A 13,419-nucleotide genomic window follows, 5' to 3' on the forward strand; every position below is an offset into this window, starting at 1 on the left:
GCAGGTCCTGACCGTCGCACCCCCAAGAATTGCAAAAAAAGATCAACGGAGAGCACTGAATGAACAGCCAACCCTTGCGTGTCGGTATCGGCGGCCCGGTCGGATCGGGCAAGACCGCGCTGACCCTCGCCCTGTGCCTGGCCCTGCGCGAGCGCTATAACCTCGCGGTCGTGACCAACGACATCTACACCCGCGAAGACGCCGATTTTCTGGTGCGTAACGAAGCGCTGGCGCCCGAGCGCATTATCGGCGTCGAGACCGGCGGCTGCCCGCACACGGCGATTCGCGAAGATGCGTCGATCAATCTTGAGGCGGTGGATCAACTGAATCGCCGCTTTGAGGGACTGGATCTGATCATCGTCGAATCCGGTGGCGATAACCTGTCGGCGACGTTCAGCCCGGAGCTGTCGGACCTCACCATTTACGTGATCGACGTGTCGGCGGGCGACAAACTGCCGCGCAAGGGCGGCCCCGGCATCTGCAAATCAGATCTGCTGGTGATCAACAAGATCGACCTGGCCCCGCTGGTGGGTGCTTCGCTGGAGATGATGGACCGCGACACCAAAAAGATGCGTGGCGACAAGCCGTTCGTGTTCAGCAATCAGAAAACCGGCCATGGCCTGGAGGACATCATCGCCTTCATCGAGCGCCAGGGCCTGCTGACCGCTGCCTGATTTCATCCATTCCAAGGCCCTCAAGGAAAACTCTTCATGTCCATGAACTACAAAAAATTCCTCGGCGCAGCCACGTTGTTGCTTGCCCCCGCTGTGGCGTTCGCGCATCCGGGCCACGATGAAAGTGGTCTGGTTGCCGGCATCAGCCATCCCCTCGGCGGGCTCGATCACTTACTGGCGATGATTGCCGTCGGCCTGTGGGCCGCGCAGCAGAAAGGCGCCGCTCGCTGGGCACTGCCCTGCACATTCGTCGGCACCATGTTGATCGGCGGCCTGCTGGGTTTTGAAGGCCTCGACGTGCCGGGACTGGAAAGCGGCATCGCGGCCTCCGTGTTTGCGCTGGGCCTGGCAGTCGCGCTGGCCGTGCGTCCTCCACTGTTCATGGCAGTCGGTGCAACGGCCCTGTTCGCGATGTTCCACGGCGTGGCGCATGGCCTGGAACTGCCTGAAATGTCGAGCCCTTGGGGCTATGCCCTTGGATTCGTCGGCGCGACCGCAGCTCTGCACGCCGCCGGTTACGCCGTAGTGAGGTTTCTGCCGACCGCCGCCGCACCGCTCGTTCGGATTGCCGGTGCAGTGTCGGCGGCGACCGGCGTCTGGTTGTTCGCGGGCTGATCTGAAAGGACGCTAATCCTGTAGGAGCGTGGCTTGTCCCGCGATCTGGCGCGCAGCGGCGGCAGAATCGGATGGCGCGGTATGTCAGGCAGACTGCATGCCCAGGTTTGACGACGACTTCGTCGCCGATCGCGGGACAAGCCACGCTCCTACAAACCGCGCAGATCAATCGATCCGCCATTCACCCCGTCATGCACGCCTCCTGCTACCATGTCGCGCAATCTGCCCCTGCCGTGACGCCATCCAATGCCTGACGCTTCCCTCTCTACCGCCAAGTCCTCACTGTCCGCCCTATTCGCCGAGGTGCAACAACACTTCATGCGGGTGGTCGTGCCGTTGTGGCAGGGTCCGGGATGGAATGCGCAGATGGCGTTGCCGTTCGAGGCGGTCGACGCCCAACATCAGCCTTTGCCGCCGCAGCGCTACCGGGCCATGGCCTGTGCGCGTCAGCTTTTTCTGTTTTCCAGCCTGATAGGTCATTCGGCCGTGCCAGAAGCAGGCGAACGCGCCGCTGCGCTCTTCCGTTCGTTACAGCGGCACTTTCACGACGCCGAGCATGGCGGCTGGTTCTACAGCATCGATCCACAGGGCGCGCCGCTGGATCGTCGCAAAGACCTCTACACCCACGCCTTCATCGTGTTCGCCTGCGCGCACTACTGGGGCAAGGTCCGCGAGCCGCTGGTCGAATCGGTACTCAATGCTGCGCTGACGGTCATCGCCGAGCGCTTTGCCGATGGGGACGGGTTGTACGAATCCGTGCTGGCCGAAGACTGGTCATCGCTTGACGCTGGTCCTCTGCAAAACCCTCTGATGCATTTGGCCGAAGCGTTTCTGGCCACCCTCGAGGTGCGGGAAGACGCCGACACACTGGCGGCGCTCGATGCGCTGGCGCAAGGCATGCAGCGGCGTTTCGTCGATGTCGAACTCGGCGTCATGCTGGAGAAACCGCTGGACGCTGTGGATAACTGGTCTGAGCCGGGTCATCAATTCGAGTGGTTTTATCTGCTGGAATCTTCAGCGCATTTGCGTGGCACGCCTTTGCACGGCTCGCTCACGACGGCGTTTGCTCACGCACAGGCGCAGGGTGTCGACAACGAAACGGGCGCGGTCGCCGCGATGCTGGAAGTGGACGGTTCGGTCAAGGACGGCACCCAGCGCATCTGGGCTCAGGCTGAATACCTGAGGGCGCTGACGCTGCGTCCGGGCAGCGAAGATCTGCTCGCGCGCCAACTCAACGCCTTGCAGCAACGCTTCCTGCATCCCGGCGGCTGGAATGAGTGTCTGGACAGTCAGGGCCAGATCAGCCGCAGCGACATGCCTTCCACCACGCCGTATCACCTGGCGACCTGTTACCTCGGCCTGGCCGAGTACTTCAACGCCTGAGCTGATTTCATGAGGGATCGGGCTCGCTCGCGGAGAGAGGAGTACACCCGCTGGGAATGCAGCGACTGAAATACCGTCTTCGTGAGCAAGCTCACTCCCACAATTCGACACCGTTCGACGCCTGATTCTGCGCCGTGCCCAACCCCCTGTGGGAGCGAGCTTGCTCGCGAATAGGCGAGGACAATGCTAGAGATTCGACGATTGCCAACTGTCTTTAACGCCCCCTCTGTTCAACGGCGTTAGACCCGACACCTTCCCGGCTAAAACCGGTCCTACGAAAAGCTTGCAACGTCTGTAGGACCGGCTTTAGCCGGGAAGAGGCCGGTGCTTGCTGTGGAGATGTAGCGCCCGGAAATCAGCCTTCGTGAGCAAGCTCACTCCCACATGGGCCGCGTATGCCGCGAGACAGCGCTGGGTCTATCCAACACGGCGACACCGCAGGTTTTCTGGCACGCGGAGCACCTGTAGGAGCGAGCTTGCTCGCGAAGAGGCAATCACATCCGCTAAAGATTCAGCGGTTGAACCCCCTCTTCGTAAGCAACTTCACTCCCACACGAGCGTCGTCAACACCCTCCCAGCGCGTGAGACGGTCGGGGAAACGACTTACTTCTCGCCGCGACTGCGATCAATCGAGAAACCTGCCCAGGTCTGGCTGACCGGCATCAGTTCCAGGCTGTTGACGTTGACGTGCGCCGGTGTGTTCATGATCCAGAAAATCGTCTCGGCGATGTCCCGGGGCTGGATCGGCTCGGCGCCGGCGTAGGTCGCGTCGTATTTGGACTGATCGCCACCGAAACGCACCAGCGAAAACTCGCTTTCGCACAGGCCAGGCTCTAGATTGGTCACGCGCACGCCAGTGCCGACAAGGTCGTTGCGCAGGTTAAGCGAGAATTGCCCGACGAATGCCTTGGTGCCGCCGTACACGTTGCCACCCGGATACGGATAGTTGCCCGCCACCGAACCCAGGTTGACGATGCTGGCGCCACGCCCGTAAGCGATCAGTCGAGACAGCAGCGTGCGGGTGGTGTAGACGAGCCCTTTGACGTTGGTGTCGATCATCGTGTCCCAGTCGTCCAGATCGCACTTGGGCGCAGGATCGATACCCAGCGCAAGACCGGCGTTGTTGATCAGGCCACGGATCTTCGCAAACTCGGCAGGCAGGCCTTCGACGGCCTTCTCGACCGCCTCACGATCGCGCACATCCAGTGTCAGGGTCTGAACCTTGGTCTGCTTCGACAACTCAGCGCTCAGCGCCTGCAGACGCTCTTCACGGCGACCGGTCAGCACCAGTGACCAGCCGGCCTCTGCGAAACGGCGTGCGCAGGCTTCGCCAAACCCGGAAGTAGCACCGGTAATGAACACGGTAGAAGTCATATCGTTCTCCTGACTGAGGGTTGCGGCTTATAGGGATAAGCGTTGGGTTAACGCAATCTGCGTTTGATGTAGGAAAGTTCTGGAGAATGCCCGTGCTGGCGGCTCTGGATCAAGTCTTCGCGCAACCATCGTCGTACGACATTGAGGCAGTACAAAAAACGTACAGCTGCAGCAAAGCCTTGCAACTTAAGGCCTGCACGCGGTTTTGCCCACCTTATCCACAGCCAGACTCACAAAATCCGGGGGCAACTCATTTGTTTGCATGCCCCGTCATACACGGCCTGTGGGCAACTCACGGGAGAGTTTCGCTTGACCTGCACGGACGTATCTGACACCTGACCGAGGGCAGACCTGCTCAAGTGGACAGGATCGAGGGCCACAAGCCAGAGATTGCGCTACCTGCGGCGGCCTTTCCAAGGGTTGCACACAGAGTTATCCACAGGACTGCGGACACCACCAACTGTATAAAAAACCAGCTTATAAAGCGTTGACAAACACCCTCAAAATACAGGCCGAAATCATTGATCAAAAATCAACCAATGCTCTGAAAGCCCCGTATTCAAAGGCTTGTAGCCAACTGCCACCAACTTATTCACAGTCAGTTCCACAGTAAAACTGAACAAGTCAAAACCGTGACAAAACAACCATTTGCAGCGGCTAACTGTCGCGCTTTGAGAGCACTGCAAAATTGTTTTCCACAATTGCCTGACGCTGTGTACAACGGCCCCTAATCACCGGCGGACCCCACCTAAAACAAAAACGCCCCGGGCGTGCAACCCGGGGCGTCAGCGTTCAAACCCATGTAATCAGAAATCAATGCCCGCCGAGGTAGGCGTTCCGGACTTCTTCGTTGGTCAGCAGCTCCTTGCCGGTGCCCGTCAGACGAATCTCGCCGTTCACCATCACGTAGGCGCGATCCGACAGCTTCAACGCATGGTTCGCATTCTGCTCGACCAGAAAAATCGTCATCCCTGTCTGCGCCAACTCACGCAGCGTGGAGAAGATCTGCTTGACGATGATCGGCGCTAGGCCAAGGCTTGGCTCGTCCAACAACAGCAGCTTGGGACGACTCATCAATGCACGGGCGATGGCCAGCATCTGCTGCTCGCCGCCGGACATGGTCATCGCCCGCTGATTACGACGCTCCTTGAGGCGCGGAAACAGCTCGAACATGCGCTGCATGTCCTCGCTGGCATACTTATCCCCAATCGGGATCGTGCCCATCATCAGGTTTTCTTCCACCGACATGTCGGGGAATACGCGGCGGCCTTCGGGCGATTGCGCGATGCCGTTGGACGCGATGTAGTGCGACGACTTGTGGGTGATGTCGGTGCCCTGATAGATGATCTGCCCGCTGGCCGCCCTTGGCTGGCCGAAGATCGACATCAGCAGCGTGGATTTACCCGCGCCGTTAGAGCCGATCAGGCTGACGGTTTCGCCCTCGTCGATGTGCAGCGATACTTTCTTGAGGGCCTGGATCGGCCCGTAGTACACGTCGATCTCTTTCAGTTCGAGGATCGGCTTACTCATACCAACTCCTCTTCATCAGCACCCAGGTACGCGGCGATCACTTTCGGATCGTTGCGAATCTGCTCCGGTTTGCCTTTGGCAATCACGTTGCCGTGGTCAAGCACGACGATATCGTCGGAAATCCCCATGACCATGCCCATGTCGTGTTCGATCAGCACGATGGTCATGTCGTGTTCGTCACGCAGATGGCGAATCATGCCGCTCAGCGCTTCGGTTTCCTGTGGGTTGAGGCCTGCGGCCGGTTCGTCCAGACAGATGACCTGCGGACGCGTACACATGGCGCGGGCGATCTCCAGTCGGCGCTGCTGGCCGTAGGACAATTCGCCAGCCAGGCGGTTGGCGCAGTCCACCAGATCCACCACTTCAAGCCAGTAGAAGGCCGTATTCATGGCGTCTTCTTCGGCCTTGCGGTAGCCCTTGGTATTGAGAATGCCGGCAATCATGTTGCGATTGACCCACATGTGTTGGGCAACCAGCAGGTTCTCGACGACCGACATTTCCTTGAACAGACGAATGTTCTGGAACGTGCGCGCCAGACCCGCCCGGTTCACCAGATGCGTGCCGCCGAACATTTTGTAGAACAGACGGCTGCCGAAGCGCTTGGGCGACGCGAAGTCGCTGGCGCGGAACTGCTCGCCCAGCAGCTGGATGACGTTGGTCTTCTTGCCGCGGGCGTTCAACTCGATGCGCCCGCCGGTGGCTTTGTAGAAGCCGGTCAGGCAGTTGAACACCGTGGTCTTGCCGGCTCCGTTGGGGCCGATCAGGGCGAAGATCGAATTGCGGCGCACCTCGAGGCTGACGTCGCTGAGGGCCTTGATGCCACCGAAGTGCATCATCAGGTTTTCGACGGAAAGAACGATTTCGTCGCTCATCACGCGCCCTCCACTTTTGCCAGCACGCCTTTGCGTGGTTGTACACCGGTACGGCTGATGCGAATCAGGCCACGTGGACGCCAGATCATCATCAGCACCATCAGGATGCCAAACAGCAGCACGCGGTATTCAGCGAAGCTGCGCAGCATTTCCGGAGCGACGGTCAGCACGAACGCGGCGATCACCACGCCCACGGTTGAGCCCATGCCGCCGAGCACGACGATGGCCAGGATCAGCGCGGATTCGAAAAAGGTGAACGACGTCGGGTTGACGAAGCCTTGATAGCTGGCGAAGAACACGCCCGCCAGACCCGCCGTCGACGCACCGATGGTAAACGCCGAAAGCTTGACCAGCACGTGGTTCAGGCCCATGGAGCGACAGGCGATCTCATCTTCACGCAATGCTTCCCAGGCGCGACCAACCGGCATGCGGGTCAGGCGGTGCTTGATGTACAGCACGGCCAGCACGACGAGGAACAGCACGGTGTAGATGAATATGAATTTCAGGTCCGGGTTGTATTCGAAACCGAAATATTCGTGGATGGGAATGCCGCCGTCTTTGGCACGCCGACCGAACTCCAGGCCGAAGAACGTCGGCGACGGCACGGGAACGCCGTTCGGGCCGCCTGTGAACGACAGCCAGTTGTTGAGCACCAGACGGATGATTTCGCCGAAACCCAAGGTCACGATCGCCAGGTAGTCGCCATGCATGCGCAACACCGGGAAGCCGAGAATGCAGCCCGCAAACGCCGCAGCGATGGCCGCCAATGGCAATGCCGACCAGAAACCCAGGCCCAGATACTGATAACCCAGCGCCAGACCGTAGGCGCCGATGGCGTAGAACGCCACATAACCCAGATCGAGCAGGCCGGCCAGGCCCACCACGATGTTCAGACCCAGACCGAGCAATACGTAGATCAGCCCGAGGATGACCACGGTCAGCAGGTACTTGTCGGCGAACACCGGGAAAATCACCGCGATCAGAATCATCAGCGGGATGATGAAGCGCAGCCGTGTCTTGTAGCCCGGCGGCAGTACATGCACGCCGGAGCCCGAGCTTTCGAAACTCTGAGCGATGGCCACGCCCTTGGGTGTCTGCAGAAACAGACTCATGAGGAAGCGGCCGACCGCTACCACGCCGACCAGCGCCGCTACACGACCCGGCTGCATGTTGAAGCCATAGCCGTCCAGCACGATGCCGACGATGGGACCGAACACGATCAGCGCCAGCAAGCCGGCGACCACTGCGTCGATCAGGCTTTGTTTGATATCGATGGGTTTAGTAGGTGCAGACATGGTTATACCTTCGCCACGAGTGGGCGACCCAGCAGGCCTTGAGGACGGAAGATCAGAATCACTACCAGCAGGCCGAAACTGAACACGTCTTTGTAGTCGGAGTTGATCAGACCGGAGAATTGCGACTCGGCAACCCCCAGGATCAACCCGCCGAGCATCGCGCCCGGCAACGAGCCAATGCCGCCCAGTACCGCGGCGGTGAAGGCCTTGATGCCGATGACGAACCCGGCGAAAAAGTCGAAGGTGCCGTAGTTCATGGTGATCAACACGCCGGCCAATGCCGCCATGGCTGCACCGATGACGAATACGTAGGAGATGATCCGGTCAGTGTTGATGCCCAGGATCGACGCCATTTTGCGGTCCTGCTGCGTCGCGCGGCACATGCGGCCCAGCTTGGTGTACTTGATGATATAGGTCAGTACGCCCATGCCAATGAATGCGGCAATCAGGATGAAGATCTTGGTGTAGGTGATCTGCACGAAACCGCTGCCTACTTCGAAGCGCATGGCGCCTTCGAGCAGGGTGGGAACGCCTTGCTGGCGAGGGCCCTGGGCGATCTGTGCGTAGTTTTGCAGAATCAGGGAAATACCGATGGCACTGATCAGCGGCGCCAGACGGGTCGAGTTACGCAGCGGTTTGTAAGCCACGCGCTCGATGACGAAACCGTACATACCGGTCACCACGATGGTGAAGATCAGCGTGCCGAGAATCAGGAACGGGAACGACTCGATGCCGAAGAAGGACAGCACGGCCAGGCCGATCGCTGCAAGGTAGGCGGAGATCATGTACACGTCGCCGTGGGCGAAGTTGATCATGCCGATGATGCCGTAAACCATCGTGTAACCGATGGCGATCAGGCCGTAAACCGAACCGAGGGTCAGGCCGTTGACCATTTGCTGCAGGAAAATACCATCCATCACGCACGCTCACGAACTTGAAAGGCCAACCTGGCGCGTACCGGTTTGTCTCCTCGTGAGAGACAGCGGGACGGCACGATGGCAACAGAAGAAATCCGGGGCAGCGCCTGCGCAGCCCCGATTACCGGAGAGCGTCGAGTCGAGGTCCGAATTCCGCGACACGACGCTTCCGACTAGGAGCTCAACTCACTTCTGCTTTTCGAGCTGGTGATATTTGCCGTCCTTGTCCCACTGGTAAACCACGTAGTCGGAGACTTTCAGGTCGCCTTTGGTGTCCCAGGCTTTCTCGCCCATGACAGTTTTGACCGGGTGGGCTTTCAGGAACTTGGCAGCGTCTTCGCCTTTGTTGGACTTGGCGCCGTTGAAGCCGGCAGCCAGGGCCTGAACCGAAGCGTACGCATACAGGGTGTAGCCTTCAGGCTCGTAACCCTTCTTGCGGAACTCTTCCACTACAGCCTTGCTGTCTGGCAGCAGGCGCGGGTCGGCACCGAAGGTCATGTACACGCCATCAACGTATTGCGCGCCACCAGCGGTAGTGACCAGCTCGTCGGTCACAACGCCATCGTCGGACATGAACTTGACGTCTTTCAGACCTTGTTCACGCAGCTGGCGGACCAGAGGACCGGCTTCCGGGTGCAGGCCGCCGAAGTAGACGACATCAGCGCCGGTAGAGCGGATTTTGGTGACCAGGGCGCTGAAGTCTTTCTCGCCACGGGTCAGACCTTCTTCCAGCACAGGCTTCACACCGCGAGCGGTCAGCTGTTTGGCGGTGGCGTCAGCCAGGCCTTTGCCGTAGGTGTCTTTGTCGTTGATGACCGCGACTTTCTTGGCTTTGAGCACGTCGACGATGTAGTCACCGGCAACGACGCCTTGCTGGTCGTCACGACCACACATACGGAACATGGCGCTCAGGCCGCGTTCGGTAACGGTCGGGTTGGTGGAGCCTGGGGTGATCGCGATGATGCCGGCTTCGTCATAGACTTCAGAAGCTGGAATGGTGGAAGAGGAGCAGAAGTGACCGACGACGCCAGCTACTTTGTCCGACGCCGCCTTGTTGGCGACCGCTACGGCCTGCTTGGGCTCGCACGCGTCGTCGTATGCGGTAATCGCGATTTTCTCGCCGTTGACACCGCCTGCAGCGTTGATCGCGTCGGCTGCTGCTTGAGCGCCTTTCATGTACTGCTCGCCAAACGAGGCGTTAGCACCGGTCATCGGGCCTGCAACGCCGATCTTGATGTCAGCCTGCGCAAAAGTAGCCGCACCCATTGCAGTAGCGACTGCGAGTGCCAGAAAGCCTTTCCTGTAAAACGTCTGCGACATGAGTTGGTGCTCCTAGGTTTTTTAATTAGCACTGCGACCACAGAGTTGCTCTGAGCAAGTGGCGTGCCATCGGTTTTTTATTCTGAAAAAAGTCATCGTTTTGTTGTTATGCGACTGATTCGAGCCCTTTTTAACTGGGCGTGCAACCGTCTAAACCGCGCAAGGTGCAACCCTGCGACATTGAAAGAGCAACCCTCCCGAATAATGCGCGCAACCGCGCCAAACTGACCTGTACAACCCTGTTGTTACAGCCTGCGTCACCGAACTGCACACCGCCGGTGCGGGGCCGCTACGGGACGCACCATTTCAGGTTAGTGGATGCACGACAAAGCGTTGGTCCAAGGTAGACATGCGGCCTCAGATGACAACTCTGAGGCACTGACCGGCATGGTATAGCGAAAAGCCAGCTTCGTACAAAGCACTGCGCAAACCGATAGCCGAGAGCGGCTGCATGTCGGCAAAAGGAATGGGCAGGACGGTCTTGTCACCGGTGCACAGGTAATCGGCGAACGCTTTGCCCACCACTGTGCCGGTGGTATTGCCGCGCCCGTTGAAACCGGTAACCGCGACCAATCCTGGTGCAGGCTCGAACACCCGCAGCAAATGATCGGGCGTAAATGCAATGCAGCCCGTCCAGGTGCATTCCCACTCGACATTCTTCAGATACGGAAAATAGTGCTGCTGGACGCGATCGGCCCAGGCCTTGAGGAACCAGCCCGGTTTCTGATTGCCATTGCCCAGACTGCCCAGCAACAGGCGTCCGTCGGCGTCGCGGCGAATACTGCTCAACACCTGACGGGTATCCCAGGAACCCTGGCCGCCCGGCAAAATCTGCTGCGCGGCCTCTTCGGTCAAAGGCGCCGAAGCCACCTGATAGTAATAGCCGGGGAAGAAATGCCGACGCAGCTCGGTCCACTCACCCTCGGTGTAGGCATTGGAAGCAATGACCACCTGATCGGCGAGGACCGAGCCGTTTTGCGTGATCACGCACCAGCGTTGGCCCTGTCGCTCCAGCTGCTTGACCGGCGAATGATCGAAACGCAGCCCGCCCAGTTTCGTGACGGCAGCGGCCAACCCGCTGGTATACGCCATCGGGTTGATGGTGCCTGCGCGCATGTCCAACAGTGCCGACGTGATTTGCCGGGTGCCGGTCGCCTCCTGGCAGGCTTTGCCGGTGAGCAGTTCGACCGGTGCGCCGCGGCGCTTCCATTGCTCCTCGCGGCTGCGCAGGTCGAGTTCACCTTTGGCGTTATGCGCCATGTGCAAGGTGCCTTTGCGCGTGGCCTGGCATTCGATGCCATATTTTTCGATCAGGCTGAACACCAGAGATGGCGCGTTGCCGAGCATGGTGTTGAGCTGACTGCCGACTTTCTCGCCGAAACCGGCTTCGATCTCATCAGGCGGAATCCACAGGCCGGCGTTCACCAGTCCTACGTTACGCCCCGAACCGCCCTGCCCCGTACGATGGGCCTCGACGATAACCACGCTCTTGCCTTGCTCGAGCAGATGAATCGCGGCCGATAACCCGGTGATCCCCGCGCCGATCACGCAGACATCAGCCGTAACCTCCCCTTTCAACGCCGCCGCCTCAGGCCTCTGCGGCGTCAGCGTTTCCCATAAGCATTCTTCGCGTAACGGCATCGCACAACCTCGGAAAGAGACAACGATGATTCAAATTCGGTGTTGTTTGTTATGACGCTATCGCGAGCAAGCTCGCTCCCACAAAGTGGATACGGCCGGAAGGTGCGCACCATTTTTTGTGGGAGCGAGCTTGCTCGCGAATAAGGTCAACGCGGCACTTTTATTGGCCGCGCTTCAATCAATCAAACGTAATCCCTTGCGCCAACGGCAGTTCGCGGGAGTAGTTCACGGTGGCGGTCTGGCGGCGCATGTAGCCTTTCCAGGAATCGGAGCCCGACTCACGGCCGCCGCCGGTTTCCTTCTCTCCGCCGAACGCGCCGCCAATCTCTGCACCACTCGGGCCAATGTTGACGTTGGCGATGCCGCAATCGCTGCCCAGCGCCGAGATGAACTGCTCCGCTTCACGCACGTCGGTGGTGAAGATGCACGAGGACAAGCCTTGCGGCACGTCGTTGTTCAAGCGCACCGCCTCCACGAACTCGTCGTAGCCGACCACATACAGGATCGGTGCGAACGTCTCGCTGCGCACCACGTCGCTCTGCTCCGGCATCTCGACGATGGCAGGCGACACGTAATAGGCGTTCGGGAACTGCTCGTCCAACTGGCGCTTGCCACCAAAGACCTTGCCGCCTTCGCTCAATGCCTGCCCCAGCGCTTCCTGCATGTTGTCGTAACTTTGCTTGTCGATCAGCGGGCCCACCAGATTGCCCTCCAGCGGATGGCCGATGCGCACTTTGGCGTATGCGGTCTTCAGACGCTCGACGAACTCAGCCTTGACCGAGTTGTGCGCGATCAGACGACGCAGGGTGGTGCAACGCTGACCGGCGGTGCCAACGGCACTGAACAACACGGCGCGAACGGCCAGATCCAGATCGGCACTCGGGGTCAGGATCATGGCGTTGTTGCCGCCCAGTTCGAGGATGCTGCGAGCGAAACGCGCGGCGATTTTCGGCGCCACTTCCCGGCCCATGCGCGTACTGCCCGTGGCACTGATCAGCGCAACGCGGGCGTCGTCGACCAGCGTCTCGCCGGCTTCACGGCCCCCGACAACGCACTGAGCAAGGTAGGGCGGAGCATCGGAAAACTCACCGGCAACGCGATCGAACAGCGCCTGGCAAGCCAAGGCGGTCAGCGGGGTCTTCTCCGAAGGTTTCCAGATCACCGAGTTACCGCACACCAACGCCAGCGCGGTGTTCCATGACCAGACGGCCACCGGGAAGTTGAACGCACTGATCACACCCACGACGCCCAGCGGGTGCCAGGTTTCACGCATGTGGTGGCCAGGACGTTCGGACGCGATGGTCAGGCCGTAAATCTGACGGGACAACCCGACAGCGAAGTCGCAGATGTCGATCATTTCCTGCACTTCACCCAGGCCTTCCTGAGTGATCTTGCCGGCTTCCCAGGAAACCAGTTCGCCCAGATCGGCCTTGTGCTTGCGCAGGGCCTCGCCGAACAGGCGAATCAACTCGCCACGGCGCGGCGCAGGCACTTTGCGCCAAGCCTGAAAAGCATGTTCGGCGCGGGTGATGCGCTGCTCGACTTCAGCGGCGCCTTCCCAGCTTACCGACGCAACCTGGCTGCCATCGATCGGGGTGTGCACAGGCTTGTCGCCCTTCTGATAAAGAGCAGGGTCAACGCCGAGGCGGGTGAGCAGGTCGTTTAGCATGGTATCTCCTGAGTTCGGATGGGCCGTAAACGCGAATGCGCAATACTGAAGTGGGTGCGGCCATACGGTGATAGCGTCAGCCTGTAGTAATAGCTGGATGGAAGTGGCTGAACAAACGACGATTAAGCG

Annotated in this window: 11 protein-coding genes; 3 read left to right on the forward strand and 8 right to left on the reverse strand. The window is 59.9% G+C overall.

Annotated elements, in window-relative coordinates; translation table 11 throughout:
• Window positions 1–59: 59 nt before the first annotated feature.
• From ureG to AAGQ88_RS23985, 3 genes are all read left to right on the forward strand, one after another.
• A complete protein-coding gene (gene ureG / locus AAGQ88_RS23975) occupies window positions 60–674 on the forward strand; it encodes an urease accessory protein UreG (RefSeq protein ID WP_062378949.1) in 615 nt (204 codons plus the stop codon).
• A 42-nt stretch (window positions 675–716) separates the two neighbouring features.
• Complete coding sequence (locus AAGQ88_RS23980; protein ID WP_342655878.1) at window positions 717–1,289, forward strand: HupE/UreJ family protein; 573 nt, start codon at window positions 717–719, stop codon at window positions 1,287–1,289.
• A gap of 246 nt (window positions 1,290–1,535) precedes the next feature.
• The gene (locus AAGQ88_RS23985) at window positions 1,536–2,672 is read left to right on the forward strand and encodes an AGE family epimerase/isomerase (RefSeq protein ID WP_342653790.1); all 1,137 of its coding nucleotides are present in this window, start codon (window positions 1,536–1,538) and stop codon (window positions 2,670–2,672) included.
• A 603-nt stretch (window positions 2,673–3,275) separates the two neighbouring features.
• Here AAGQ88_RS23985 and AAGQ88_RS23990 read toward each other — a convergent pair.
• The 8 genes from AAGQ88_RS23990 to AAGQ88_RS24025 form a co-directional block, all read right to left on the reverse strand.
• Window positions 3,276–4,046 (reverse strand): SDR family oxidoreductase, encoded by a 771-nt coding sequence (locus AAGQ88_RS23990; RefSeq protein ID WP_342653791.1) that lies wholly within the window; start codon window positions 4,044–4,046, stop codon window positions 3,276–3,278.
• Window positions 4,047–4,859: 813 nt separating this feature from the next.
• Window positions 4,860–5,576 (reverse strand): ABC transporter ATP-binding protein, encoded by a 717-nt coding sequence (locus AAGQ88_RS23995; RefSeq protein WP_062378956.1) that lies wholly within the window; start codon window positions 5,574–5,576, stop codon window positions 4,860–4,862.
• On the reverse strand, window positions 5,573–6,448 hold the full coding sequence (locus tag AAGQ88_RS24000; RefSeq protein WP_093464985.1) for an ATP-binding cassette domain-containing protein: 876 nt from the start codon (window positions 6,446–6,448) through the stop codon (window positions 5,573–5,575). The genes AAGQ88_RS23995 and AAGQ88_RS24000 overlap by 4 nt, the downstream gene beginning before the upstream one ends.
• Entirely contained in the window at window positions 6,448–7,743 is a 1,296-nt protein-coding gene (livM, locus tag AAGQ88_RS24005; protein ID WP_342653792.1) for a high-affinity branched-chain amino acid ABC transporter permease LivM, read from the reverse strand. The genes AAGQ88_RS24000 and livM overlap by 1 nt, the downstream gene beginning before the upstream one ends.
• A 2-nt stretch (window positions 7,744–7,745) precedes the next feature.
• Window positions 7,746–8,660, reverse strand: a complete 915-nt coding sequence (locus AAGQ88_RS24010) for a branched-chain amino acid ABC transporter permease LivH (protein ID WP_342653793.1) — start codon at window positions 8,658–8,660, stop codon at window positions 7,746–7,748.
• 186 nt (window positions 8,661–8,846) lie between these two features.
• Window positions 8,847–9,980 carry an ABC transporter substrate-binding protein gene (locus AAGQ88_RS24015; RefSeq protein WP_285424105.1) on the reverse strand — a complete coding sequence of 378 codons (1,134 nt, stop codon included), beginning with the start codon at window positions 9,978–9,980 and terminating at the stop codon, window positions 8,847–8,849.
• 357 nt (window positions 9,981–10,337) lie between these two features.
• The gene (locus tag AAGQ88_RS24020) at window positions 10,338–11,621 is read right to left on the reverse strand and encodes an FAD-binding oxidoreductase (protein WP_342653794.1); all 1,284 of its coding nucleotides are present in this window, start codon (window positions 11,619–11,621) and stop codon (window positions 10,338–10,340) included.
• A 178-nt stretch (window positions 11,622–11,799) separates the two neighbouring features.
• Window positions 11,800–13,290: an aldehyde dehydrogenase family protein gene (locus AAGQ88_RS24025; RefSeq protein ID WP_342653795.1), complete on the reverse strand. Its 1,491-nt coding sequence runs from the start codon at window positions 13,288–13,290 to the stop codon at window positions 11,800–11,802.
• Window positions 13,291–13,419: the final 129 nt, after the last annotated feature.

It is taken from the genome of Pseudomonas sp. F3-2, assembly GCF_038804275.1.
In the GTDB taxonomy this organism is placed as follows: Bacteria; Pseudomonadota; Gammaproteobacteria; order Pseudomonadales; family Pseudomonadaceae; genus Aquipseudomonas.